This window comes from Streptomyces fulvoviolaceus (genome assembly GCF_000718165.1).
GTDB classification, from domain to species: Bacteria; Actinomycetota; Actinomycetes; order Streptomycetales; family Streptomycetaceae; genus Streptomyces; species Streptomyces fulvoviolaceus.
Map to the genome: position 1 here is coordinate 50,165 of NZ_JOEY01000022.1, position 24,342 is coordinate 74,506.

Annotated in this window: 25 protein-coding genes; 16 read left to right on the forward strand and 9 right to left on the reverse strand. The window is 71.0% G+C overall.

Translation table 11 applies throughout. The features are described from left to right. Positions 1-38: 38 nt before the first annotated feature. The 3 genes from IG08_RS0123395 to IG08_RS62525 are packed head-to-tail and all read left to right on the forward strand — an operon-like array spanning position 39 to position 1,918. Positions 39-908 (forward strand): PPK2 family polyphosphate kinase, encoded by an 870-nt coding sequence (locus tag IG08_RS0123395; RefSeq protein WP_030605745.1) that lies wholly within the window; start codon positions 39-41, stop codon positions 906-908. Between the two features lie 53 nt (positions 909-961). Beyond that, the gene (locus IG08_RS0123400) at positions 962-1,780 is read left to right on the forward strand and encodes a polysaccharide deacetylase family protein (RefSeq protein WP_030605748.1); all 819 of its coding nucleotides are present in this window, start codon (positions 962-964) and stop codon (positions 1,778-1,780) included. Between the two features lie 9 nt (positions 1,781-1,789). Beyond that, the gene (locus IG08_RS62525) at positions 1,790-1,918 is read left to right on the forward strand and encodes a hypothetical protein (protein ID WP_261725690.1); all 129 of its coding nucleotides are present in this window, start codon (positions 1,790-1,792) and stop codon (positions 1,916-1,918) included. Here the strand turns inward: IG08_RS62525 and IG08_RS0123410 are convergent. Both IG08_RS0123410 and IG08_RS0123415 read right to left on the reverse strand, forming a co-directional pair. Next, positions 1,910-2,581, reverse strand: coding sequence for a hypothetical protein (locus tag IG08_RS0123410; protein WP_030605750.1), 672 nt, complete (start codon positions 2,579-2,581; stop codon positions 1,910-1,912). The two genes, IG08_RS62525 and IG08_RS0123410, sit on opposite strands and share 9 nt — an antisense overlap. After that, entirely contained in the window at positions 2,578-3,453 is an 876-nt protein-coding gene (locus IG08_RS0123415; protein ID WP_030605752.1) for an ABC transporter ATP-binding protein, read from the reverse strand. The genes IG08_RS0123410 and IG08_RS0123415 overlap by 4 nt, the downstream gene beginning before the upstream one ends. 104 nt (positions 3,454-3,557) lie before the next feature. Here IG08_RS0123415 and IG08_RS0123420 point away from each other — a divergent pair, with 104 nt between their 5' ends. From IG08_RS0123420 to IG08_RS0123450, 7 genes are all read left to right on the forward strand, one after another. Beyond that, positions 3,558-4,274, forward strand: a complete 717-nt coding sequence (locus IG08_RS0123420; protein ID WP_030605755.1) for a peptidyl-tRNA hydrolase — start codon at positions 3,558-3,560, stop codon at positions 4,272-4,274. Further along, complete coding sequence (locus IG08_RS0123425; RefSeq protein WP_030605757.1) at positions 4,271-4,909, forward strand: TetR/AcrR family transcriptional regulator; 639 nt, start codon at positions 4,271-4,273, stop codon at positions 4,907-4,909. The genes IG08_RS0123420 and IG08_RS0123425 overlap by 4 nt, the downstream gene beginning before the upstream one ends. A gap of 89 nt (positions 4,910-4,998) precedes the next feature. Next, positions 4,999-5,625 (forward strand): TIGR03086 family metal-binding protein, encoded by a 627-nt coding sequence (locus tag IG08_RS0123430; protein ID WP_052424845.1) that lies wholly within the window; start codon positions 4,999-5,001, stop codon positions 5,623-5,625. A 125-nt stretch (positions 5,626-5,750) separates the two neighbouring features. Next, the gene (locus IG08_RS0123435; protein WP_030605768.1) at positions 5,751-7,070 is read left to right on the forward strand and encodes an MbnB/TglH/ChrH family RiPP precursor modification enzyme; all 1,320 of its coding nucleotides are present in this window, start codon (positions 5,751-5,753) and stop codon (positions 7,068-7,070) included. A 301-nt stretch (positions 7,071-7,371) separates the two neighbouring features. Next, positions 7,372-8,166 carry a DUF4142 domain-containing protein gene (locus IG08_RS0123440; protein WP_030605769.1) on the forward strand — a complete coding sequence of 265 codons (795 nt, stop codon included), beginning with the start codon at positions 7,372-7,374 and terminating at the stop codon, positions 8,164-8,166. Between the two features lie 94 nt (positions 8,167-8,260). Continuing rightward, positions 8,261-9,067, forward strand: coding sequence for a TIGR04222 domain-containing membrane protein (locus tag IG08_RS0123445; RefSeq protein ID WP_043454974.1), 807 nt, complete (start codon positions 8,261-8,263; stop codon positions 9,065-9,067). A gap of 113 nt (positions 9,068-9,180) precedes the next feature. Beyond that, the gene (locus IG08_RS0123450; protein ID WP_030605774.1) at positions 9,181-10,764 is read left to right on the forward strand and encodes an alpha/beta hydrolase; all 1,584 of its coding nucleotides are present in this window, start codon (positions 9,181-9,183) and stop codon (positions 10,762-10,764) included. A gap of 106 nt (positions 10,765-10,870) precedes the next feature. Here the strand turns inward: IG08_RS0123450 and hemQ are convergent, their stop codons facing one another. Both hemQ and hemG read right to left on the reverse strand, forming a co-directional pair. Then, the gene (gene hemQ, locus IG08_RS0123455) at positions 10,871-11,602 is read right to left on the reverse strand and encodes a hydrogen peroxide-dependent heme synthase (protein ID WP_030605776.1); all 732 of its coding nucleotides are present in this window, start codon (positions 11,600-11,602) and stop codon (positions 10,871-10,873) included. A gap of 5 nt (positions 11,603-11,607) precedes the next feature. Beyond that, complete coding sequence (gene hemG, locus IG08_RS0123460) at positions 11,608-13,068, reverse strand: protoporphyrinogen oxidase (RefSeq protein ID WP_030605779.1); 1,461 nt, start codon at positions 13,066-13,068, stop codon at positions 11,608-11,610. A 159-nt stretch (positions 13,069-13,227) separates the two neighbouring features. On the opposite strand from hemG, the gene IG08_RS0123465 reads away from it, so the two are divergent. After that, a complete protein-coding gene (locus IG08_RS0123465) occupies positions 13,228-14,214 on the forward strand; it encodes a DUF4349 domain-containing protein (protein ID WP_030605781.1) in 987 nt (328 codons plus the stop codon). Between the two features lie 77 nt (positions 14,215-14,291). Further along, a complete protein-coding gene (locus IG08_RS0123470) occupies positions 14,292-15,698 on the forward strand; it encodes an FAD-dependent oxidoreductase (protein WP_030605783.1) in 1,407 nt (468 codons plus the stop codon). A gap of 54 nt (positions 15,699-15,752) precedes the next feature. On the opposite strand, the gene IG08_RS61480 is transcribed toward IG08_RS0123470, so the two are convergent. Further along, a complete protein-coding gene (locus IG08_RS61480) occupies positions 15,753-16,076 on the reverse strand; it encodes a hypothetical protein (protein WP_030605785.1) in 324 nt (107 codons plus the stop codon). A gap of 125 nt (positions 16,077-16,201) precedes the next feature. On the opposite strand from IG08_RS61480, the gene IG08_RS0123480 reads away from it, so the two are divergent. Further along, a complete protein-coding gene (locus IG08_RS0123480; RefSeq protein WP_030605787.1) occupies positions 16,202-17,029 on the forward strand; it encodes a rhomboid family intramembrane serine protease in 828 nt (275 codons plus the stop codon). Between the two features lie 7 nt (positions 17,030-17,036). Here the strand turns inward: IG08_RS0123480 and hemE are convergent, their stop codons facing one another. Next, complete coding sequence (gene hemE, locus IG08_RS0123485; protein ID WP_030605789.1) at positions 17,037-18,104, reverse strand: uroporphyrinogen decarboxylase; 1,068 nt, start codon at positions 18,102-18,104, stop codon at positions 17,037-17,039. Positions 18,105-18,203: 99 nt separating this feature from the next. Between hemE and IG08_RS0123490 the strand changes: the two genes are divergently transcribed. The 3 genes from IG08_RS0123490 to IG08_RS0123500 all read left to right on the forward strand — a co-directional run bounded on the left by IG08_RS0123490 (position 18,204) and on the right by IG08_RS0123500 (position 21,213). Beyond that, a complete protein-coding gene (locus IG08_RS0123490) occupies positions 18,204-18,872 on the forward strand; it encodes a DUF3000 domain-containing protein (protein ID WP_078655707.1) in 669 nt (222 codons plus the stop codon). A gap of 242 nt (positions 18,873-19,114) precedes the next feature. Beyond that, positions 19,115-19,777, forward strand: a complete 663-nt coding sequence (locus IG08_RS0123495) for a response regulator transcription factor (RefSeq protein ID WP_030605794.1) — start codon at positions 19,115-19,117, stop codon at positions 19,775-19,777. A gap of 155 nt (positions 19,778-19,932) precedes the next feature. Next, complete coding sequence (locus IG08_RS0123500; RefSeq protein WP_030605795.1) at positions 19,933-21,213, forward strand: ribonuclease D; 1,281 nt, start codon at positions 19,933-19,935, stop codon at positions 21,211-21,213. 19 nt (positions 21,214-21,232) lie between these two features. Here IG08_RS0123500 and IG08_RS0123505 read toward each other — a convergent pair whose 3' ends face one another. From IG08_RS0123505 to IG08_RS0123515, 3 genes are read right to left on the reverse strand one after another with little or no spacing between them, the layout of a single operon-like run. Beyond that, complete coding sequence (locus tag IG08_RS0123505; protein WP_030605796.1) at positions 21,233-22,063, reverse strand: carbohydrate ABC transporter permease; 831 nt, start codon at positions 22,061-22,063, stop codon at positions 21,233-21,235. Further along, on the reverse strand, positions 22,060-23,010 hold the full coding sequence (locus tag IG08_RS0123510; protein WP_030605797.1) for a carbohydrate ABC transporter permease: 951 nt from the start codon (positions 23,008-23,010) through the stop codon (positions 22,060-22,062). Before IG08_RS0123510 ends, IG08_RS0123505 begins: the two co-directional genes overlap by 4 nt. Next, on the reverse strand, positions 23,010-24,323 hold the full coding sequence (locus IG08_RS0123515) for an ABC transporter substrate-binding protein (RefSeq protein WP_030605798.1): 1,314 nt from the start codon (positions 24,321-24,323) through the stop codon (positions 23,010-23,012). Before IG08_RS0123515 ends, IG08_RS0123510 begins: the two co-directional genes overlap by 1 nt. Positions 24,324-24,342: the final 19 nt, after the last annotated feature.

The window sequence follows — 24,342 nt, forward strand, 5'->3', positions numbered from 1 at the left end:
GGCGCACGATCGAGGGACCGGACCGGAAGGGGCGCACCGTGGCCGAGAGCGGCGCGAAGCACAAGAAGGCCGAGGACCTCCGCGAACTGCTGCGCGTGGCCGAGGGCGGGCCCGTCGACCTAACCGCGTACGACACCCGGGCGGCCCCCGGCGGCCCGGAGGACAGGTCCGCCGCGCTGACGGCCGTGACCAAACTCGGCACGGACCTCGCCGACCTGCAGGAACGCCTGTTCGCGGCGAGCACGGCCGGCGACCGGCGCCGGGTGCTGCTGGTCCTGCAGGGCATGGACACCAGCGGCAAGGGCGGCACGATCAAGCACGTCATCGGCTTCTGCAATCCCTCCGGCTGCCGCGTGCGGGCGTTCAAGGCACCCACCCCCGAGGAGCGGGCGCACCCCTTCCTGTGGCGCATCGAGCAGGCCCTCCCGCACCCCGGCGAGCTGGGCATCTTCGACCGCTCTCACTACGAGGACGTCCTCGTCGCCCGCGTCCGCGAGCTCGCTCCACGCGACGAGATCGAGCGCCGCTACGCCGAGATCAACCGCTTCGAGCAGTCCCTCGCCGACGACGGGACGACCGTGATCAAGTGCTTCCTGCACATCTCCTACGAGGAGCAGCGGAGCCGACTCCTCAAACGCCTCGACCGCCCGGACAAGCACTGGAAGTTCAGCCCGTCCGACATCGACGACCGCGCGCTGTGGCCCGCGTTCCAGAAGGCGTACGAGATCGCCCTGGAGCGCTGCTCGACGCCGTCCGCCCCCTGGTACGTCATCCCGGGCGACCGCAAGTGGTACCGGAACTGGGTGGTGGGCCGGTTGCTCGTGGAGCATCTGAGGGCCTTGGACCCGCAGTACCCGAAGGCGGACTTCGACGTGGAGGAGTGCCGCGCACGGCTGCTGAGCGGGTGACTCCGCAGCCACGTTCGACCCATATGTGAGATAAGCCGCCATATGTTCGTACGGTGATCACTCTCGTACGACGCGTCATCACCGTCTGCGCCCTGGGCGCCGCCCTCGCCGCCTGCGGCACCGCCCAGGCCCCCCAAGCCCCCCGGCCCGCACCTTCCGCGGCCCCCTCCCGGCCCCCGACCCTCGCCCCCGGCCCCGCCGGTCTGACCCCCGTCTTCAAGAACGGCTCCCGGACGCACGGCAAGACCGTCGCGCTCACCTTCGACGCCGACATGACCGCCGACCAGGGGGCACGGGCCGCGGCGGGCGAGCGGTTCGACAATCCGGGGCTGATCTCGGCGCTGCGGGCGCTCAAGGTGCCGTCCACCGTGTTCATGACGGGGCGATGGGCCGAGGAGTACCCGGCCCAGGCCCGGTCCATCGGGCGGGATCCGCTCTTCGAGGTCGCCAACCACTCGTACAGCCACTACGCCTTCACCGACGACTGCTACGGGCTGCCGACCGTCTCCGGGGACCGGATGCGGACGGATGTGGAGCGGGCGTACGCCGCCTTCCGGAAGGCGGGGGTGCCGGACCCGATGCCGTACTTCCGCTTCCCCGGCGGGTGTTACGACCGGCGGGCCCTGAAGGCGCTCACTCCGACCGGCGTCACCGCCGTGCAGTGGGACGTGGTGAGCGGGGACGCGTTCGCGACGGACGCGGACGCGGTGGCCCGGGAGGTGCTGGACGGAGTGCGGCCGGGGTCGGTCGTCGTCATGCACTGCACGCGGAGTGCGGCGCCGACGACCGAGCGGGCCGTGCGCACCGTCGTGCCCGAGCTGCGCCGGCAGGGCTACCGGTTCGTGAAGGTGTCCGAGCTCATCGGGTCCTAGGCTGGAGGCATGAGCGAGGAGTACGCGGAGTGTGTGCTGTGCCGGGAGCCGACGGAGTACCCGGAGTCGTACAAGGGCATCACGCTGTGCCCGGTGTGCGAGTGGCAGGAAGCCCAGCGCACGGCCTGCTCAGGGTGACCTGCGGGAGGTGAGCGCGCAGGCCACGGCGATGGCGGCGGTCGCCAGCACGGCGGCCCCGGCCAGCGGCAGCAGCGGGAAGTCGACCTTGGCCGACTGCGAGCCGGTCACCAGGCCGCTGATCGCCGCCTGCGCCGGAGAGCCCGACACCACCAGCGAGAGCAGCGCCGCGAGCAGCAGCGCGGGGACCGCCCGGCCGGTCGAGCGCAGCAGCGGCCAGGTGGTGAGCGCACCGACGGCCGTGCCCAGCAGGGCGCAGGCCAGCGCGGCGAGCAGCCCGGCCGCGGCCGCCGGCAGCGGCGGCACCCGGGTCTGGTGGTCCGAACTCACCGGGTCGGTGATCCACGCCACCACGACGGTCGCGACCGTGCCGAGCGCCACGGCCGCACCCAGTGCCACCAGCAGCCGGGCCAGATGTGCGCGCCCGGGCCCCACCGCCGCGGCCACGCAGGCCCGGGCCGCGGGCGGCTCGCCCGTGACGCAGATCCGTACCAGCCAGCCGGCGACGGGCAGCAGCGCGGCGGCCGCGTAGCCGAGCGAGTCCAGCACCGGCTGGCCGCCCTGGACGCCGACGCCCAGGAAGACGGCGTAGAGGATGAACGGCGGCAGCCAGCGCTGGGAGCGCACGAGGAGGGCGGCCTGGTAGCGGAGGAGGGCGGTCATGCCTGGCCTTCCTGGTCGGGAGACCGGTCGAGAGGGGTGTCGGCGCGGGTCACACTCACCACGTGCCATGGCGGGCGGGCCGTGAGCAGGGTGCGGAGCAGAACGTCCGAGTGGGAGGCGGGGACGGTGAGCCGGTACGTACCCGGGGTGATCTCCTCGACCGAGGCGAGGGGGAGCTCGGGCAGTCGCCCTCCGGGCGGGCCCTGCACTTCGACGACGACATGCGGGCCGGACGGCGAAGTCGCCTTGTCCGTACGACGGTTGAGGGTCCCCTCGTGCACGGTGTACGTCGCGTCGGGCACCCCCGCCAGGCGGCTCGGGTCGTGGTCGACGAACACCACGGCGGCTCCGGCTTCGGTGCGTTCGGCGACGGCACGCTCCAGTTCGGACCGGGCGGCGGTGTCCAGACCGGTCCAGGCCTCGTCGAGGACGAGCAGCTCGGGTTCGGCGAGCAACGCCTGCGCGACGGCGACCTTCTGGCTGCTGCCCTTCGACAGCTGTGCCATCGGTGTATCGGCGTAGGCGGCGGCACCGAAGCGGTCCAGCCACTCGCCTGCGGCGCGCTCGGCGCTCGTACGGGACAGGCCGTGGACGGCGCCGAGGTGGGTGAGGTAGCCGGCCGGGGTGAAGGGGAGGGCCGACGGGAAGCGTTCGGGGACGTAGGCCGTGTGGGGACGGCCGGTGATGCGGCCCTCCGTCGGGGCGTCGATGCCGGCGAGCAGGCGGAGGAGGGTGGATTTTCCTGTGCCGTTGGTTCCTTCTATGCGGGTCAGGGTGCCCGGGGCTATGACCAGGTTGACGTCGCGTAACACCCAGGGGCCGCGCAGGCCGTAGCGGCGGCCTATGTTGTCCAGCCGTAGATCGCGTTCCATGTGGGTCATGATGTCGTGGGGCGGCTGCGGGTTGCCTGTGGCTGGTGGCGCCCCGCGGCGGAGCCGCACATGTCACAGCCCCGCGCCCCTTAAGGTTGGCTGACGTGAGCCACGATTCGATCCCCGCCGGCGATAGCCCTTTCCAGCACGAAGCCACTGCCCGTGATCAGGCACCGCAGTTCGTTCTGCCCCTTGTCGTACGGATCGAGCGTGCTGCTCCTCCCGCCCGTACCGACGCCCTGGAGACCGCCGCCCGTGCTGTCCTGACGATGCTCGGTGATGAGCGGTCCCTCGGTGACGGTGAGTGGGCCGAGGCCATGCGGGACTGGCAGGACGCGCGGATCCGCAAGGTCGTGCGGCGGGCCCGTGGGGCCGAGTGGCGGCGGGCGGAGGCGTTGCCCGGGATCACGGTGACGGGGAAGGCGGCGGAGGTGCGGGTGTTCCCGCCCGTTCCGTTGGACGGATGGCCCAAGGAGCTGGCGAAGCTCCAGGTCTCCGGGACCGACCTCGACGACCCGGAGCCGCCGGTGGAGGCGGACGGATCGGCGCCCGTGCTCTGGCTCAACCCGGACCTGGACATGTCGGCCGGCAAGACGATGGCCCAGGCCGGCCACGGCGCCCAACTGGCCTGGTGGGAGCTGTCGGACGAGGACCGGGCCGCCTGGCGGGACGCGGGCTTCCCGCTCGCCGTACGCACCGCGGACCCCGCGCGCTGGCCCGAACTCACCACGAGCGGGCTGCCGTTGGTGCGGGACGCGGGGTTCACCGAGATCGCCCCGGGCTCCTGCACGGTGGTCGCGGACCACCCGGCACTGCGGTGACCCGCGTCGACGGCCGCGTCGAACGCGGCAACCGCACCCGGCAGTCGGTGCTGCGCCGGGCCGTCGACATCGCCTCGGTCGAGGGGCTGGAGGCGCTGTCCGTGGGGCGGCTGGCGGGTGAGCTGGAGTTGAGCAAGAGCGGGGTGTTCGCGCTGTTCGGCTCCAAGCAGGAACTGCAGCTGGCGACCGTACGGGAGGCTTCGCGGATCTACGTCGCGGAGGTGCTGGAGCCCGCCTCGAAGGCCGTGGCGGGGGTGGCCCGGCTGTGGCGGCTGTGCGAGGCCTGGCTGGACTACTCGCAGCGGCGGGTCTTCCCGGGCGGTTGTTTCTTCTACGGCGTGATGGCCGAGTTCGACGCCCGCGAGGGCCCGGTGCACGACGCCTTGGTCGAGGCCCAGCGGGCCTGGATGTCACAGCTGGAGTCCTGTGCCGAGGAGGGGCGGGCGGCAGGAGAGCTGCGTGCGGACACCGACTCGGCGCAGCTGGCCTTCGAGCTGGTCGCCCTGATGGAGACGGCGAACGCGATGTCGGTCCTGTACGACGAGGTCGGACCCTATGACAGAGCTCGGCGGGGCATCGCCTCGCGGCTGCGGCCGGCGGCCACGGACCCTTCGTCGGCGCTTCACCTCCCCTGACAACACGCCTGGTTGGCGAGTGCTGCCATATCAGCCATATCAGCGAAAACAAGTAGCACGATCGTTCGTTTACTTTTATTCTCGACGGCATGGATGTCATCGAGCTGGACCGGATCGCCGTACACGAGGCATCGCGGGTGGTGGAGCTGGCGCGGGACGGGGACTGGGAGCGGGACACCCCGTGCGCCGGGTGGACCTTGCGGCGGCTCGTGGCGCACATGGCGGCGCAACACCACGGGTTCGCGGCCGCCGCGCATGGCTCGGGCGGCGAAACGACGCACTGGCGGGAGCCCGAGGACCTGGCCGATCCCGCCCGGGTGCACCGGACGGCCGCGACGGCGGTGCTCGAGGCGTTCGCCGAACAGGGCGTCCAGGAGCGGGAGTTCGTACTGCCGGAGCTCGGCGGGAGTTTCCCCGGCCGGGTGGCGGTCGGCTTCCACTTCATCGACTACGTGGTGCACGCCTGGGACGTCGCGGCGACGCTCGGCGTGGACCTCGACCTGCCGCACGACGTCCTCGTCGCGGCCCTCGCCGTGGCCCGGCGGGTCCCGACGGATCCGGCGCTGCGCGGACCGGGGTTCGCGTTCGCGCCCGTACTGAAGGTTGCGGAGGGATCCGGCCCCCTGGAGGAGGCGTTGCGGCTGCTGGGCCGGGCACCGGAGCGGTGGCCCGGGGGCGCCTCGGAAAACGCGCGCAAGGAAACGCCTCGGCTCTGAACCTCAAATGTTGCTCTGAACGTATCCATGGAGGGGTTCGGCTCCGGGCGCCGGGGCCATACCTCCGTCACGCCAGGCAGGCGGTCAGCGGATTCATTCGGAGGAAGCCGAGGAGGGGACGGGCCATGGAGCGACTGGGGACGGGTATCGGGTGGCGGCCGGAGATCGCGGACGCCGTGGAGGGCATGCCGGGCATCGACTGGGTCGAGGTCGTGGCCGAGAACGCGTGCCCGGGGCACCTTCCCGAGTCGCTGGTGCGGCTGCGCGAGCGCGGGGTGACGGTCGTACCGCACGGCGTCTCGCTCGGGCTGGGCGGCGCGGACCGGCCCGACGAGGCCCGGCTGCACGCCCTCGCCGAGCGCGCCCAGGCGCTGGGGTCGCCGCTGGTCACCGAGCACATCGCGTTCGTACGGGCGGGCGGGCCGCTCACGGCGTCGCCCCGGCTGGAGGCGGGCCACCTGCTGCCCGTGCCCCGCACCCGCGACGCCCTCGACGTCCTGTGCGAGAACGTCCGTATCGCGCAGGACGCGCTGCCGGTGCCGCTCGCCGTCGAGAACATCGCCGCGTTGATCTCCTGGCCGGGTGAGGAGATGACCGAGGGGCAGTTCCTGTACGAACTGGCCGACCGCACCGGGGTTCGCCTTCTCATCGACGTGGCCAACCTGCACACCAACCACGTCAACCGCGGCGAGGACCCGGCCGAGGCGCTGGCCGAACTCCCCCTGGAAGCCATCGCCTACGTCCATGTCGCGGGCGGCTTCGAACGCGACGGCGTCTGGCACGACAGCCACGCCCACCCGATCCCCCGCCCGGTCCTCGACATCCTGACCGACCTCGCGTCCCGGGTGTCCCCGCCGGGGGTACTGCTGGAGCGGGACGAGAACTTCCCCGAACCGGCGGAGCTGGAAGGGGAGCTGGGGGCGATTCGGGAGGCCCTGGAGAAGGGTGGCGCCAAGGCAGCCGTACCCTCGGGGATCCCGGCCACCGGCACCCCTTCAGCGCAGGCCCAGGCTCCGGCCGGCGACCCCACCCGCCAGCGCCTCGCCCTCGCCCTCGCCGAGACGGCACTGCTGTCCGCGCTCGTCGCCGGAACACCGGTACCGGAGGGGTTCGACCGCGTACGGCTGGGCGTCCAGGCGCGGGCCCTCGCGAGCAAGCGGGCGGACGTGGTGGCGAAGGTGGCCCCCGAGCTCCCGGAGATCCTGGGCACCGCCTACCGCCCCGCCTTCCTCGCCTACGCCCACGGCCACCCGATGACGGACGGCTACCGCCGTGACGCCCTGGACTTCGCCGAGCACCTGCTGCTCGCCGGGCGCCCTGAAGAGGCGGCGATACGGGGGGAGTTGCGGGAGTGGTGGCTGGAGCGGTCGGGTCCGGCACCGCGGTCCCTCAAGCCGACGGTACGGCTGGCCCGGGCCACGCGGCGCGTGCTGCTGCGGCGTTGAGTCCGTCCGTCAGGCTGCGGGCACGCCCTACGCCACCCTCCACGCTCCCCCTAGGCGCCCGCCCCACCCCCGTCCACTCCCAGGTGTGCCAGGGTTAACACCCCATCCGCGAGGCAAAGCCACCGCACCTGATTCATCCCCTTTGCCCCTGTATACGGCTACTTCACTCTCCCCCATTCGCCCCGCCCCACCCCCGATGCAACCATTCGCTCCCGTACGGCAGTTGGCGTAGCGCCCGCAGTAATATGCCAACCCCGCACCCGAAACGCACTAGCGTGCGGTGCCGCAAGCAGGAGGCACCATGCGACCCCGACCCCCCATCAACGGCAGAGGCATCTTCACCGGCACCGGCCTCATCATCACGGGCCTGACCGCGACCCTCTTGGCGCTGATCTTCCCGATCTGGTCGTACGGCGACCGGTCCGGCACCGGCCTGGACGTGCTCAACGCCGGGACCGTGTCGACGAAGTACGGGCCACTGTCCGCCCTGGACCGGGAGTTCGTGACGAAGGTCCGGCTGGCCGGCCTGTGGGAGCTGCCCGCAGGCCAGCAGGCGGAGCAGAAGGGCACCACACAGGCCGTACGGACGGCGGGACAGCACCTCGTCGAGGGTCACACGTTCCTGGACGAGCGGGTCAGGGACGTCGCCGCCAAGCTCGGTCTGGAGCTGCCCAACGAGCCGAACGACCAGCAGAAGCAGTGGCTCACGACCCTGACCTCGGCGCAGGGCGTCGACTACGACCGGGACTTCGCCAACATCCTGCGGCTGGCCCACGGCAAGGTGTTCTCGGTCGTCGCCCAGGTCCGCGCCAGCACCCGCAACTCCCTCGTCCGCGCCCTCGCCGACGATGCCAACACGACCGTGCTGGACCACATCAAGATCCTGGAGGCCACCGGGTACGTCGACTTCGACGCCCTGGCGCGGGACATGGCCGCCGGCAGCACCCCGCCGATCACCAACTCCCCGGCCGCGCCCGGCCCGACGGCCGATCCGAGCCCGGCGGTCCCGATGTCGCCGTCACCGTCCCCGACCTACCCGCTCCCACCGGCCACGACCAGCGCGCCCCCGCCGGAACCGGCCGAGTCGGAGAACTGACCCGCACATCCGGAACGTCACATACAGGCAACGCTCCGTCCGGATTGTGAACAGGGCATGGCGCCGACCTGACCCGGTCGCATAGAAAAATGCCATGTTCTGGGTCCTTCTCCTGCTGCTGGCCTGGGCCGCCGCCGGCACCACGTGCACGCGACTGTGCCTGGCCGCCGTCCGCACGGCGGCCGTGGACACCGACTTCGCGACCACGGGCCGGGTGCACGATCTGACGCTGTACGAGGCCGCGTTCCTGTCCGGCGGCCCCCGGCGGGTCGCCGATCTGACGCTCGTCTCGATGGCACGCCAGCACCGGCTGCTGCTCGCCCACACCGGCTGGGCGACCGTCGTCGACCCGCGCGGGCGGGACGACATCGAGCGATCGGTCATAGGCGCCATCGGGCCGGAGGGCCAGTCCCGTATCGCGCCGGTGCGGGCGGACGCGGCCTCTGCGGACGCGGTGCGCAGCCTCGCCGACCGGCTCGTCAGCGCGGGCCTGGCCGTGCCCGACGGCGCCCGGTCCGGTATCGCCGCGGCGGTCCGCCAGGTGCAGTGCGCCGCGGTGGCCGTCCTCGCCCTGGGCGCGACCGCGCTGCTGATGCCCGCCCAGTCGGACATGCCGCGACACCTGGTCGCCCTCTGGTTCGCGCTCCCGCTCGCGCTCACCCTGAGCTGCCTGGCCATCGCGCGGGTGGAGGTCCACCCGTACTCGCGCTGGGCCTCACCGGCCGGCCAACGACTGCTCGGCACCCTGGCCCGGCACTCCGCCGGCACCGACGACCGTACGTACCTCACCTCCGTCGCCGTACGCGGCATCAGCGCGATCGGCGAACCCGGTCTGCGCGCGGCCTTCGAGCACCGCGAGCAGCATCGCGAGGGACACCGCGCCGGGCACTGGCGCGCATAACACGCCGGGGGCGTACGGAGGCATTGGCGCCGACACCGGCGGGGCTGCTTGCCTTCACCGACAGCCGAACGAAACATCCCTTTTGTCGCAGCCGCGCACCGAAGGGATACGCGATGAGAGCTCCCGCCCTCTACACCGCCGCCGGGTCCTTGCTCCTGACCACGCTCACCGTCGCCCCGGCAGGTGGTGCTCCGGCCGTCCCGGGCGCCGCCGAGCTGCACGGAACCGCGCTCGCCGCCGCGCGCGCCGAGGTCGCCGGCATCGCCTTCGGCAAGTGCGCCGCGCAGGAGGACCTGCCGGCGAACGTGGAGTGCGGCACGGTGTCCGTGCCCCTCGACTACGCGCGACCCGACGGCAAGCAGATCAAGCTGACCGTCAGCCGGGTGCGGGCCACCCAGAAGGACCCGCACAACAGCAAGCGCCGGGTGCCCCGGCAGGGCGCCCTGGTCTACAACCCGGGCGGGCCGGGCGCCTCCGGCATGTACTTCCCGCTGATCGGCGTGGTCCCCGAGTGGAAGCGCCTGGCAGCCGCGTACGACCTCGTCGGCTACGCCCCCCGCGGGGTCGGCCGTTCCGCTCCCCTGTCCTGCCAGGACCCCAAGAAGTTCTTCAAGGCACCCTCCCAGGCACCGACGTACCCCTCGGAGTCGTACAAGAAGGAGCGCATCGCGCGGGCGAAGGCCTACGCGCGCGGCTGCGCCCGGAGTGCGGGCAGAGCGCTGCCGCACTACAACTCCCTCAACAACGCCCGCGACCTGGACGTCCTGCGGGCCGCGCTGGGCGAGGCGAAGCTGACGTTCATGGGCGCCTCGTACGGCACCTACTTCGGCGCGCTGTACGCGACCCTGTTCCCCTCGCACGTACGGCGGATGGTGTTCGACTCGGCGGTGAACCCGGACCCCGCGCAGATCTGGTACCGCAACAACCTCGACCAGTCGGCCGCGTTCGAGAGCCGCTGGGCGGACTTCCGGGAGTGGATCGCCAAGCACGACCGCGTGTACGGGCTCGGCGACACGGCGGAGAAGGTGCAGCGCAGCTACGACAAGGCGGCGGCACAACTGGCCGTCGAGCCGGCCGGCGGGAAGGTCGGGCCCGGGCAGCTGCAGGGTTCGTTCCTGACGGCCGGGTACTACGACGACTACTGGCCGCACCGCGCGCAGGCGCTGTCGGCCTATCTCAAGGGCGACCCGAAGCAGCTGATCCAGCAGGCCGGACCGCATCCGGAGGCGGCCGCCGAGGCGGAGAACGCCAGCTCGGTCTACACGGCGGTGGAGTGCAACGACGCGTCGTGGCCGACGGACTGGAAGGTCTGGGACCGGGACAACACGCGGCTCGCGCGTGTGGCGCCGTTCGAGACGTGGGACAACGTGTGGACGAACCTGCCTTGCGCGTACTGGCCCGCGCCGCGACAGCAGGCTCGTGATGTGCGGACCGGTGCCGGTGAGTTGCCGGCCACGTTGATCCTTGCCGCGGAGCGGGATGCGGCCGCGCCCTATGACGGGGCGCTGGAGTTGCATCGGCGGTTGTCGGGGTCGGTGCTGGTGACCGAGCGGGATGCGGGGACGCATGGCATCGGCGGCGGGCCCAACCGGTGCGTCAACGGGCACCTTGATGCGTATCTGCTGGAGGGGCGGCTTCCGGTGCGGCGCGCTGCTTGTGCGCCGCATCCGGAGCCGAAACCACGGGCTGCGCGGTGATGCCGTCTGCGGGCGCGTTGTGGCTGGTCGCGCCCACGCGGCGGTAGCCGCAAATTGATACAGCCCCGCGCCCCTGGCGGCACGGGTCCCCACCGGCATTGAATAGTCAGGCCAGTCCAGCAACCAAGTCCGCGACCGACTTTCGACGGCCCGTGTAGAACGGGACCTCCTCGCGGACGTGCATGCGGGCCTCCGACGCGCGCAGGTGGCGCATGAGGTCGACGATGCGGTAGAGCTCGTCGGCCTCGAAGGCCAGGAGCCACTCGTAGTCGCCGAGGGAGAAGGAGGCGACCGTGTTGGCGCGGACGTCCGGGTAGCCGCGGGCCATCTTGCCGTGGTCGGCGAGCATGCGGCGGCGGTCCTCGTCGGGCAGCAGGTACCAGTCGTAACTGCGCACGAAGGGGTACACGCTGACGTAGTTCCGCGGTGTCTCGTCGGCGAGGAACGCCGGGATGTGCGAGCGGTTGAACTCGGCGGGGCGGTGCAGCGCCATGTTCGACCAGACCGGCTCAAGCGCGCGGCCCAGCTTCGTGCGGCGGAAGAGGTTGTACGCCTCCTGCAGCTGGTCGGCGGTCTCGGCGTGCCACCAGATCATGAGGTCGGCGTCGGCGCGCAGGCCCGACACGTCGTACGTGCCGCGGATCGTCACGTCCTTCGCGGCGAGCTGGTCGAACAGCTCCTGGACCTCGTCGGCGTAGCCCGCGCGGTCCTCGGGGAGCACGTCCTTCAGCTTGAAGACGGACCAGAGCGTGTAGCGGATGACCTCGTTGAGGTCCTTGGCCAGCTTGCCCTTGTTCGGGATCCGGCCGGCCTCGGGGGTGGGGGCGTCGTTGCTCATGGTCCCTATTCTCCTGCTCCGCCGTGCAGACTCTGCACCGGGTTGGCGGTGAGCTCCTCCACACCTCGAAGGTCACCTTGGATCCGGTCCACGGCCGCGTACGCGCTCGCGATGCACGCCGGAATGCCGACTCCGTCGTACTGCGCGCCGCACACGGCCAGTCCCGAAAGCTTGGCGACATGCTCGCGGATGCGGGCCACGCGCGCGTGGTGGCCGACGGGGTACTGGGGCAGGCCGTCGGTCCAGCGGGTGACGCGGGTCTCGACGGGGGTGGCGTCCAGGCCGGTGGCCGCTTCGAGGTCCTGCCGGGAGACGTCCACCAGGCCGGCGTCGTCGCGCCCGAGGATCTCCGTCTCGCCGTACCGCCCCACGGAGGTGCGCAGGACGAGCAGGTCCGGGTTCTCCTCGGCGATCCAGCCCCACTTCTGGGAGGCGAAGGTGGACGCCTTGATGGTGCGACCGTCGACGGGCGGGACCAGGAAGCCGCTGCCCTCGGGGAGCGTGACGTCGGCGCGGCGGTAGGCGAGGCTGACCAGGGCCATCGAGGCGTACTCGACGGCGGCGAGTTCGGTGGCGGCCGCGGGGGCCTCGGCACGCAGGAGGCCGGCGGCGACCGGGGCGGGTACGGCGACCACGACGGCGTCGGCGTGCAGAACGCGGTCGCCGGCGACGGCCCGCCATCCGCCGGCGGCCTCGCGGCGCAGCTCCGTCACGGACGCCCCGGTGACGATCTCGCCGCCCCCCGCGCGCACCGACTCCGCGACCGCGAGCGGGAGGCTGCCCACGCCGCCCTCGATGCCCATGAACACCGGCCCGGTCTGCTGGTTGGCGGCCATCTTCGCCTGGATCTCGCGGACCGCCTCCGTCAGGGAGTCGTGGGTCAGTGCGGCCTGGTACAGCTGCGGGACCGCCGAGCGCATCGAGATGCGGTAGGCGTCGCCCGCGTACACACCACCGAGCAGCGGTTCGACGAGGCGGTCCACGACCTCCCGGCCCAGCCGCGCCGCCACGTACTCCCCGACGGCCACGTCGTCGCCGACCTCCGTGCGGGGCAGGTCGGCGTCGCGCTCGATGCGGGCGAGGCCCTCGTCGGAGAGCACGCCGGTCAGGGCGGACGCGGTGCCGGGGACGCCCATCACATGGCCCTTGGGCATGGGACGCAGGGCGCCACGGGTCCAGAGGGAGGCGGTCGCGGTGGCGGGCGGCTGCAGGCGGTCGGTCAGGCCGACCTCGCGGGCGAGGGCCACGGCCTCCGGGCGGCGGGCCAGCATCGACTCGGCGCCGAAGTCGACGCGGGCGCCCGCGATCTCGCCGGGCAGCAGCTTGCCGCCGACCCGGTCCGACGCCTCCAGCACGGTCACGCGCGCGCCGCGCTGCACCAGCCGGTGAGCGGCGGCCAGCCCCGCGATGCCGGCTCCGATGACGACGACCTGCCCCGTGCCCGTACGACTCTGCTCTTCGCGCATGTCCCCAGCCTCTCAGACCCCACTGACAGACCGTCCGCGCCCCGGTGTCCTTCACGAGTCCTGACCGTGACCTCATCGGGACCCTCGAAGGCCAACGTCCGGGCCCGCCCCGGCGTCGAAGAAGCGTCAGTCGTCACAACCCTCGGGGGGTACGCCCACATGCGCACACGACGTTCCGTACGACCCGTCCAGGCCCTGGCCGGGATCCTGCTGGCCGCGGCCCTCGCCCTGACCGGCTGCAGCGGCGGCGCCGACAGCAGCGACTCCGGCGCGGGCAGCCTCGCCCAGGACGAGGCCGCCTCGCAGGGCGACGAGAAGGGCGCGGCCGGCGCCGCGGACAGCGACGCCGGCGGCGCCAAGGCGACCACGGCACCCCAGGTCGCCACGAACCACATCATCCGCACCGCCACTCTGACCGTGCAGGTCAAGGACGTACCGAAGGCGCTCGACGCGGCCCGGACGACCATCGAGACCGCGGGCGGCTACGTCGGCAAGGAGTCCACCTTCCGGGACGAGGAGGGCGAGGAGCAGACCGACGTCGTGCTGCGCGTGCCCGTCGACCAGTACGACGAGGTCCTCGCCGACCTGGAGGGCGCGGGCAAGCTGCTCGAGCGCACCGCGAAAGCGCAGGACGTCACCGACCAGGTCGTGGACGTGGAGAGCCGCATCACCACGCAGCGCGCGAGCGTGGCGCGGATCCGCGAACTGATGGACCAGGCCACCAAGTTGAGCGACGTGGTGACGCTGGAGGGCGAGCTGAGCTCCCGCCAGGCCGAACTGGAGTCGCTGCTCGCCCGACAGGCGTCCCTGAAGGACCGCACCACCATGGCCACCATCACCCTGTCCCTGGCCGAGTCCCCGGTGAAGGCGGCCGCCGAGGACGACGACCCGGGGATCGTCGACGCCCTGGCGGGCGGCTGGAGCGCCTTCGTGACGATGCTGCGCTGGATCGTCGTGGCGCTGGCGGCGGTGCTGCCGTTCGCGGCGGTGCTCGCGCTGATCGTGCTGGTGTGGCTGCGTCTGATCCGCCCCCGGCTGCCGCGCCGGCCGGCCACCGCCTCCGTGATGACCGCGCTGGGCCCGATGCCGACGGCCCGGACGGCACCGGAGCCCACCCGCCCGCAGGAGGGCGGCGAGGAGAACTGAACCAGCCTGAGCAGGCCTACTGTGTTTTCCCGGGGGATACCCCCGGACCCCCTGCCCTGCCCCCGTAGCGTGTTCGCATGAGCATGAGCCGTACGAGCGCTACGAACCGTGGGACAGAGCGTCTGGTCGTGATCGGCGGCGACGCCGCGGGAATGTCCGCGGCGTCGCAGGCACGCCGTCTGAAGGGCCCCGGCGAGCTGGAGGTCGTGGCCTTCGAGCGCGGCCACTTCACCTCCTTCTCGGCGTGCGGCATCCCGTACTGGGTGGGCGGCGACGTCCCCGAGCGGGACCAGTTGATCGCCCGTACGCCCGAGGAGCACCGCGCCCGGGACATCGACCTGCGCATGCGGACGGAGGTCACGGAGATCGACGTGGACCGGGGCCGCGTACGCGCGCGTGACCTCGATTCCGGGGCCGAGTCCTGGACGTCGTACGACAAACTCGTGATCGCGACCGGCGCCCGCCCGATCCGCCCGGACATGCCGGGCGCCGACGCCCCGGGTGTGCACGGCGTGCAGAACCTCGACGACGGCCAGGCACTCCTCGACACGCTGGCACGCACGCGTGGCCGGCGTGCGGTGGTCGTCGGTGCCGGGTACATCGGCGTGGAGATGGCCGAGGCGCTCATCAACCGGGGCTACGAGGTGACGGTCGTCAACCGTGGCAGCGAGCCCATGTCCACGCTGGACCCGGACATGGGCCGTCTGGTGCACGAGGCCATGGAGGGCATGGGCATCACCATGGTCAACGACGCCGAGGTGACCAAACTGCTCACCGGCGAGGACGGGTGGGTGCGGGCGGTGGCCACGGAGGACGGCGAGTATCCGGCGGACGTGGTCGTGCTCGGCATCGGCGTACGTCCCGAGACGACGCTCGCCAAGGCCGCGGGACTGCCGCTCGGCAAGCACGGCGGGCTGCTGACCGACCTCGCGATGCGGGTGCGCGGGCACGAGAACATCTGGGCCGGCGGCGACTGTGTCGAGGTCCTCGACCTGGTCTCCGGCCAGGAGCGCCACATCGCCCTCGGCACCCACGCCAACAAGCACGGCCAGGTGATCGGCTCCAACGTCGGCGGCGGCTACGCCACCTTCCCCGGCGTCGTCGGCACCGCGGTGAGCAAGGTCTGCGACCTGGAGATCGCCCGCACCGGCCTGCGCGAGAAGGACGCGCGCAGGGTGGGCCTCCAGTTCGAGACGGTCACCATCGAGTCGACCAGCCGCGCCGGGTACTACCCCGGCGCCTCCCTCATGACGGTGAAGATGCTCGCCGAGCGCCGCACAGGGCGGCTGCTCGGCGTGCAGATCGTCGGCAGGGAGGGCGCGGGCAAGAGGGTGGACGTCGCGGCGGTGGCCCTGACGGCCGGGATGACGGTGGAACAGATGACGGCCCTGGACCTGGGCTACGCACCACCGTTCTCACCGGTTTGGGACCCAGTGCTGGTCGCCGCCCGCAAAGCAGCGAAGACGGTAGGACAGCACCCTTAGGGGCGCGGGGAACTGCGCGACCAGCCACATACGGCATGCACCCCGCAGACGGCCCTACGCGCTCCCATTGATCCGCTCAATAGCTTGCCGTGCCTGATCCGCCGGAGGCCGCGGCGGCAACGACGACACAGACGCACTGCTCGGCACCGCAGCGGGCTGCTCCCCCGCCGGTTTCGCATGCGAAGCCGCGGCCCGCGTGGACCGCAGCCGGCTGCTCACCGCCTCGTCCAGTGTCACCGGCCGCTGCATCTGGGAGGCCAGCCGCCCGGCCTCCTGGCCCAGCCTCGCCACGTCTTCCCAGGGCAGACGCAGCACCAGCGAGATCTCTGCTTCACCGTCGGGAAGAGCTTGCATCGGAGGAGTAACTCGGTCGTTCATCGCCTGTTCCTCACGTAGTCCCCGCGACCCGCCTTCCCCGTGCCGCGGGCAGTTGAGGAGTCATACGTACGCGCGCGTGCCGGTGTTCACCGATTCGTCCGGTCCATCGGGGGCAGACATTCCTTGTGGTCATCCCCGTCCATGACGTGAACCCGGTGCGCAGCACCCCCTGGGTGACATACGCACTGATCGCCGCGAACGTCCTCGTCTTCCTGTTCACACCCGGCCTCGCCGGTTCCGTGGCGGGCGACAGCAGCCTGTCCCAGCTCTGCCATCTACAGGCCTTCCTGGATCAGTACGCGGCCGTGCCGCAGGAGTTGATCCACCATCAGATGCCACGGCTCGTGCCCACGGGCGACGTCGGAGTGAGCCAAGGGGGGACGCCGGGCTGTCTGGTGGGCCCTCCGGACTACGACAAGTCCCCCGCGCTGTCCGTCCTCACGGCGATGTTCCTGCACGGCAGTTGGCTGCACCTGCTGGGCAACATGCTCTTCCTGCTGATCTTCGGCAACAACATCGAGGACCGCATGGGACATGTGCGGTTCACGCTCTTCTACGCCGTCTGCGGCTATGCGGCGTCGTACGGCTTCGCGCTTCTCAACGACGACTCGGGCGACCCGCTGATCGGCGCCTCGGGAGCCATCGCCGGGGTCCTGGGCGCCTATCTGGTGCTGTATCCGAAGGCCAGGGTCTGGGTGCTCGTGCCGTTCCTGGTCTTCCTGCCGCTGCGGCTGCCGGCCTGGCTGGTGCTCGGCTTCTGGTTCGTGCTGCAGGCGTTCTACTCGTCCGGCGAGGGCGTCTCGGACGTCGGCACGGTGGCGTACGCGGCGCACGTCGTGGGCTTCCTCGCGGGCATGCTGCTCGCCTGGCCGCTCAAGCCGGGCACACCCCCGCCTCCGGAACCGCGCCGCCTGCTGTTCGGCAGGCAGGCCCGGCCCCGGCACACGTGGTGAGCGCTTCTTATCGAGCCGTCTGCGCGTGGACGTACTCCACGAGCCGGGTCAGCGCGTCCGGGTCCGTGGACGGCATGACACCGTGGCCGAGGTTGAAGACGTGGCCCTCCAGGCCCGCGGCCGAGTCGAGGACCTCACGGGCCTTGGCCTCGACGGCCTCCGGGCCGGCGAACAGGACCGTCGGGTCGAGGTTGCCCTGGAGCGCCTTGCCGGGGCCGACCCGGCGGACGGCCTCGTCGAGCCGGACGCGCCAGTCGACGCCGACGACGTCCGCGCCGGCCTCGCCCATGAGGCCGAGCAGTTCACCGGTGCCGACGCCGAAGTGGATGCGCGGGACGCCGTACCCGGCGACGGCCTCGAAGACCTTGACGGAGGCGGGCAGCACCGAGCGGCGGTAGTCGGCCGGGGCGAGGGCGCCGGCCCAGGAGTCGAAGAGCTGGACCGCCGAGGCGCCCGCCTCGATCTGCACCTTCAGGAACGCGGCCGTGATCTCCGCGAGGCGGTCGAGCAGGTCGGCCCACAGCTCGGGGTCGCCGTACATCATCGCCTTGGCGTTCTCGTACGTGCGCGACGGACCGCCCTCGACGAGGTAGCTCGCGAGGGTGAAAGGCGCACCCGCGAAACCGATGAGCGGGGTGGAACCGAGCTCGCGGGTCAGCAGGCCGATGGCCTCGGTGACGTAGGAGACGTCCTCGGGGGTGAGGTCACGGAGCTGGGCCAGGTCGGCGCGGGTGCGGATCGGCTTCTCGACGACCGGGCCGACGCCGGGCTTGATGTCGAGGTCGATGCCGATGGCCTTGAGCGGGACGACGATGTCGCTGAAGTAGATCGCCGCGTCGACGTTGTGCCGGCGGACCGGCTGCAGCGTGATCTCGGTGACCAGCTCGGGACGCATGCAGGACTCGAGCATCGGGATGCCCTCGCGGACCTTGCGGTACTCCGGCAGTGAGCGCCCGGCCTGCCGCATGAACCACACCGGGGTGTGCGGCACGGGCTCGCGCCTGCACGCCTTGAGGAAGGCGGAATCGTACGTCGCTGTCGGCTGCCGGCCCTCGGGGCCCTCGTTCGCGCTCACGACGGAAAGTCTCGCACGCCGCCGAACCGACAAGGCCGCGCACCCCTACAGGGGTGTCCCTCCCTGCGCTGAGGCCCCGTTCCCCTTAATCTTCCCCGCATGGCTGCGGCTCAGGGACGACTGTCGGACGGCACTGGCGGAATGGACGACGCGAAGGAGGGGGACCGAAATGCGAGCAGTGATGCTCCGCTGCCCTTCCGGGCTGCCGTCGACGCACTGAGGACCGCGCGGCTGCGGCCGCAGATCGAGGTCGAGCCGACGCGGGCGCCACAGCGGCTCGCCCCGCACGCGTACGCACTGGAGGCCGCGGTCGTCGACGGCGACCAGGACCTGGCCGACGGCCGGCTGGTGCTGCTGCACGACCCGGACGGGCACGAGGCCTGGCGGGGCACCTTCCGGCTGGTGACGCTGGTGCGCGCCGAACTGGAGCCCGAGATGGCCGCCGACCCGCTGCTGCCCGACGTGTGCTGGTCGTGGCTGACCGGTGCGCTCACGGCGCGCGGACTGGCGTTCGGCGAGCCGAGCGGCACCGTCACGCGCGCGAGCTCCCACTACTTCGGCGGCCTGTCCGAACGTCCGGCCGCCTCGCAGATCGAGATCCGCGCCTCCTGGACGCCCCGCGAGGGCCTGGGCGGCGTGCCGGACACGGCCGCACACCTGGCCGCCTGGTGCGATCTGCTCGCCCAGGTCGCCGGCCTGCCGCCGGCCGGTCCGGGCGACGCGTCCGTGGTGACCCTGCCGCAGCGGCGCGGGCCCCAGTCACGCTGACGGCAGCCTCACCGACTGCGGGCACACCGACGGCGGGCGTTTGGCGGTCACTTTGTCGATACGGCCACTTTCAGTCAGGACCGGATCCTCGAACGAACCGATTCGTTCGCCGAACGATCGACCGCCTGTCCGAATTGCACGAATTGTTACTCACTAGATCGTGATCTTTCTCTAAAGGATCCCAGGTTTGGTGCCGAAGACGTCTGTGACCTTCAAAGCCGTCCCGCACCCCAGGAGGCCTGGTGTCCGTTCTCCTCGAGCAGCCCGCAAGCCTGGTCGCCTACCGCCCGAACAAGCCGACCGCCATGGTGGTCGTGGCCGACCCCCGCGTCCGCTCCACCGTCACCCGCCACCTGTGGGCGCTCGGTGTGCGCGACGTCATCGAGGCCTCGTCCGTCGCGGAGGCTCGTCCCCGCATCGGCAACCCCCGCGACATCTGCGTCGCCGACGTCCACCTGCCCGACGGCTCGGGCCTCACCCTGCTGTCCGAGACCCGCGCCGCGGGCTGGCCCAACGGCCTGGCCCTGTCCGCCGCCGACGACATCGGTGCCGTACGCAACGCCCTCGCGGGCGGAGTCAAGGGCTACGTCGTCACCGGCACCCGTACCAACGTCGGGCTCCCCACCCGGCCGGGCGCCGCCCCCATCGGCTCCGCCGCCGCCCGTATGCACCGCCGCCCCCCGGGTTCCCCGAGCCACCCGGGCGGCTACCGAGAACTGTCCGGCCGTGAGGTCGAGGTGCTGCGACTGGTCGCGGAGGGCCAGTCGAACAAGGCGATCGGCGTCTCAATGGGCCTGTCCGCCCTGACCGTCAAGAGCCACCTCGCCCGCATCGCCCGCAAGCTCGGCACGGGTGACCGCGCCGGCATGGTGGCGGTGGCCCTGCGCACCGGAATCATCCACTGACCCTGTCCCCGGCACGTCCCCGCCGATCCTCAGCCGCACCCTCCCCGCACCGTGAACCGGATCTTTCACTGACCTGACTGGTTTACGACCCTCAGACGCCCGTCGACGGAACGTTCCGTCGGCGGGCGCCGTCCATACACAGATACCCTTGACATGTGACCGACGCCCAAGAGACCGCAGCAGACAGCTCACTGCGAACCACCGGAGGCGCCCCTCCGGACGACGTCGAACCGGCGCCGATCCCTTTGCTCGAGCCCCGCGAGGGCATTCCTCCCGTAATCGCCGACGAGGACTCCCTCGCCCAGGTGATCGCCGCGTTCGCCGCGGGCTCCGGCCCGGTCGCCGTCGACGCCGAGCGCGCGTCCGGCTACCGCTACGGCCAGCGCGCCTACCTGGTCCAGCTGCGCCGCGAAGGCGCGGGGACCGCGCTGATCGACCCCGTCGGCTGCCCCGACCTCTCCGGCCTCGGCGAGGCCCTCTCCGGAGTGGAGTGGGTGCTGCACGCCGCCACTCAGGATCTTCCCTGTCTCCGCGAGATAGGCATGGTGCCCACGCGCCTGTTCGACACCGAGCTGGCCGGGCGGCTCGCCGGGTTCCCCCGGGTCGGCCTCGGCGCGATGGTCGAGGGCGTGCTGGGCTTCGTACTGGAGAAGGGGCACTCGGCCGTCGACTGGTCGACCCGCCCGCTCCCCGAGCCCTGGCTGCGCTACGCCGCGCTGGACGTGGAGCTCCTCGTCGACCTGCGGGACGCGCTGGAGAAGGAGCTGGACCGGCACGGCAAGCTGGAGTGGGCCCTGCAGGAGTTCGACGCGATCGCCTCGGCTCCGCCGCCCGAGCCCCGTAAGGATCCCTGGCGGCGGACCTCCGGGATGCACAAGGTGCGGCGGCGCCGACAGCTGGCCGTCGTACGGGAGCTGTGGCAGACGCGGGACCGGATCGCCCAGCGGCGGGACGTGTCGCCGGGCAAGGTGCTGTCGGACGCGGCCATCGTGGAGGCCTCGCTCTCCCTTCCGGTCAACGTGCAGGCGCTGGCCGCGTTGAACGGGTTCGGGCATCGGATGGGGCGGCGGCAGCTGGAGCAGTGGCAGGGTGCGGTGGATCGGGCCAAGGCCCTTCCCGACGCGCAGCTGCCGCAGCCGGGGCAGCCGGTGACGGGGCCTCCGCCCCCGCGCGCCTGGGCCGACAAGGATCCTGTCGCTGCGGCTCGGTTGTCCGCGGCGCGCTCCGCGGTGTCCGCGCTGGCCGAGCAGGTCAACATGCCTCAGGAGAATCTGATCACGCCGGACACGGTGCGGCGTGTGTGTTGGGAGCCGCCCAAGGATGTGGACGCCGAGTCCGTGGGCGCCGCGCTCGCGGGGTACGGGGCCCGGCCCTGGCAGGTGGAGCAGGTGACTCCTGTGCTGGTGGCTGCGCTGTCCGCGTCCGCGTCCGCCTAGCCGCTCCGGAGAAGGCGGCTCACCTGGTCGCTCCTCTCATGAAGCCGTTGTAGATGAAGCGCTGCAACGACAGGAACACGATCAGCGTCGGCAGGATCACCAGCACCGCTCCGGCCGAGATCACCTCCCAGTGGGCTGCGTAGGGGCCGCGGAAGCGGAACAGGGACGTCGAGATCACGCCAAGATCCTCGGAGGGCATGTAGAGGAAGGGGATGTAGAAGTCGTTGTAGACGGTGATCCCCTTCACTATCACCACCGTCGCTATCGCCGGCTTCAGGAGCGGGAAGATGATCTTTCGGTAGATCGTGAAGGCGTTGGCGCCTTCGAGGCGGGCGGACTCGTCCAGGGAGATCGGGATGGACCGTACGAACTGCAGGAAGATGTAGATCGAGACGATGTCCGTGCCCATGTAGAGCGCGATCGGCGCCCACAGGCTGTCGAACATGCCGAAGCTGTCGACGATCTGGAAGGTCGCCACCTGGGTGGTGACGCCGGGGACCAGTGCGGCGACCAGGAAGAGCCCGACCACCAGCTTCTTGAAGCGGAAGGCGAAGCGGTCGATGGCGTACGCCGTCATCGAGCCGATGAGGACCGTGCCGCCGATCGAGACCAGCAGGATGATCGCCGTGTTGGTGAACGCGGAGAGCATCTCGCCGTCCTGGAACGCCGTCACGTAGTTGTGGAAGTTCAGCAGGTCGTGGGGGAGTTCGAGTGCGCCGCTCGTGTTCGCCATCTCCTTCTCGGACTTGAGAGAAGTCAGGAGAACGACGAGGAGCGGGAGCAGGACCACCAGGGTCGCGCCGATCAGCGACAGGTACACGAGGGTGCGGGCCACCGTGCGGCGCGTCATACGAGGTCCACCCCCTTTTCGTCGGAGCCGGGTACCAGGCGCCGCTGCACCCAGGTCACCAGCAGGATGATCAGCAGGAGGACGATGGCGGTCGCCGAGGCCAGGCCCGTCTTGTTGAAGCGGAAGGCCAGGTTCACCGACTGGATCACGAAGGTCTCGGTGCCGGTCGCCCCGCCGGTCATGATGTACGGGATCTCGAAGACCGAGAGCGAGCCGGAGATCGAGAGGATCACCGTCAGGGTCAGGACCGGCTTGATGCCCGGCGCGATGATGTAGCGGAACTGGTGCCAGCGGTTCGCGCCGTCCAGTTCGGCCGCCTCGTACAGCTCCCCCGGGATCGACTGGATCGCGCCCAGGAACAGGACGAAGTTCAGGCCCAGGTAACGCCAGACCGAGACACCGGCGAGCGAAGTGTTCGCGGAGACCGGCGTGCCCAGCCAGGCGTGGTCGGTTTTCACGCCGAACAGACTCAGCACCGAGTCGAGAGTGCCGCCGTCCTGGAAGAAGTAGAGGAACACGAAGCCGATCGCGACCCCGTTGATCAGGTACGGGAAGAAGAGCACGCCCTTGAAGAAGTTCCGGAAGCGGACGTTGAAGCTCAGGATCGTCGCGAAGTAGAGGGCGGCGACGATCTGGACGACGGAGGCGGCGAGGTAGTAGCCGCTGACCCAGAACACCTCGAAGAGTTCCGGGCGGGTGAAGATCTCCTCGTAGTTCTCGGCGCCCGTGTAATGCAGTACGGGGCTGACGCCGTCCCAGTCGGTGAAGCTGTACGCGACCATGTTGGCGATCGGCGCGTAGGTGAAGGTGATCAGCAGGGCGAGCGGGGCGACGAGGAAGAACCAGGGGGTGACACCTCGCCAGAGGCGGGTCCTGCGCGGGGCGGGAGCCGGGACGGGGGCGGCCGGGATCACCTCCACGGCCGCCTTCTGAGTCGTGTCCGTCATCAGGACCCCAGGTTCTTCTGGGCGTCCGTCCACCGCTTGCTGAGGTCGGCGAGGAAGCCGTCGAGGCTGCCCTTGCGGGCGCCGCGGGCGAGGTCCACAAGGTTCTGGCGGTACTCGGGGGCGTAGATGCCGACCTCCGAGTCGCTGTCCAGCTGCTTGACCCGCGCGCCCTGGGCGTCGTCCACCTCGATGAACTTCACGCCCTCGTCCTCGTACGGCTTCATCACGGCGGGCAGCGGGGCGTCCTTGAGCGGGGAGATGGCGAGGTTGTCCTCGGCGTAGGTGGACTTGTCGGTGAACCAGTCGATCCAGGCACGGGCCGCGGCCTTGTGCTTGGAGTGGACGTTGATGCCCTGGTTGTAGTCGGGGGCGATGGTCGCGCAGAACTTGCCGTCCGTCTGGGACGGGAAGGGCATGAAGCCGATGTCGTCGGGGTTCACGCCGGCCTTCTTGGCGGCGTCCTGGAACTGCACGATCGCCCACGTGCCGAGCCACTGCGTGGCGATCTCGCCCTTCGCCGTCCTGGGTTTGGACTCCTCCCAGTTACTGGTGGTCGGGTCCTTCTCGATCAGATCGGAGTGCACGATGTCGTAGAGCAGCTGGTCACCGGTGCGCAGGTCCGCGCCCTTCGCCCACGGGTCGCCCTCGGCCAGCTTGTCGGTCGCCTGCGGGTCACAGGTGACCGCGCCGTCGACGTACGTCCACGAGGTGAGCGTCCAGCCGGCCGCGAAGTTGGTGTAGTACGGGATCGCGTCCGTCTTGGTCTTGATGGCCTTGAGGTCCTCGATGAACTCGGCTGGTGTGGTGGGCCATTCGGTGACCCCGGCCTCTTTCCAGATCCGCTTGTTGTAGATGAAGCCGGGGCTCACGGCGACCGGGCTCTGCCCGTAGACCTTGCCGTCCACGGTGGTGTAGTCGGTGAAGCGGTACTTCTTGCCGCGCTCCTCCTGGGTGCCCAGCGAGGCGAAGAACCTCGGGTAGTCGGCCTTCTTGATGACGGCCGGGATCAGCAGCACATCACCGTAGTTCTCGGTGTTCATGCGGATCTTGACCTCGGCCTCGTAGTCCGTGAGGCCCTCGAACTCGACCTTGACCTTCGGATAGGTCTTGTTGAACTCGGCGGCGTACTTCTTCAGCGTGCCGTCCTGTACGAGGTCGGTACGGACGGTGAGGACCTTGATGGTCCCGGTGACCTTCGACGGGTCGGTGGGCGCCTTGGCGTCGGCGCCCTTCGAGGATCCTCCGGTGCCGGTGCACCCCGGTACCAGCAGGGCGGCTCCCACGACCACGGCCAGGACTGTACGGCGGTTCATGTGCATCAGCTCCGTTCTC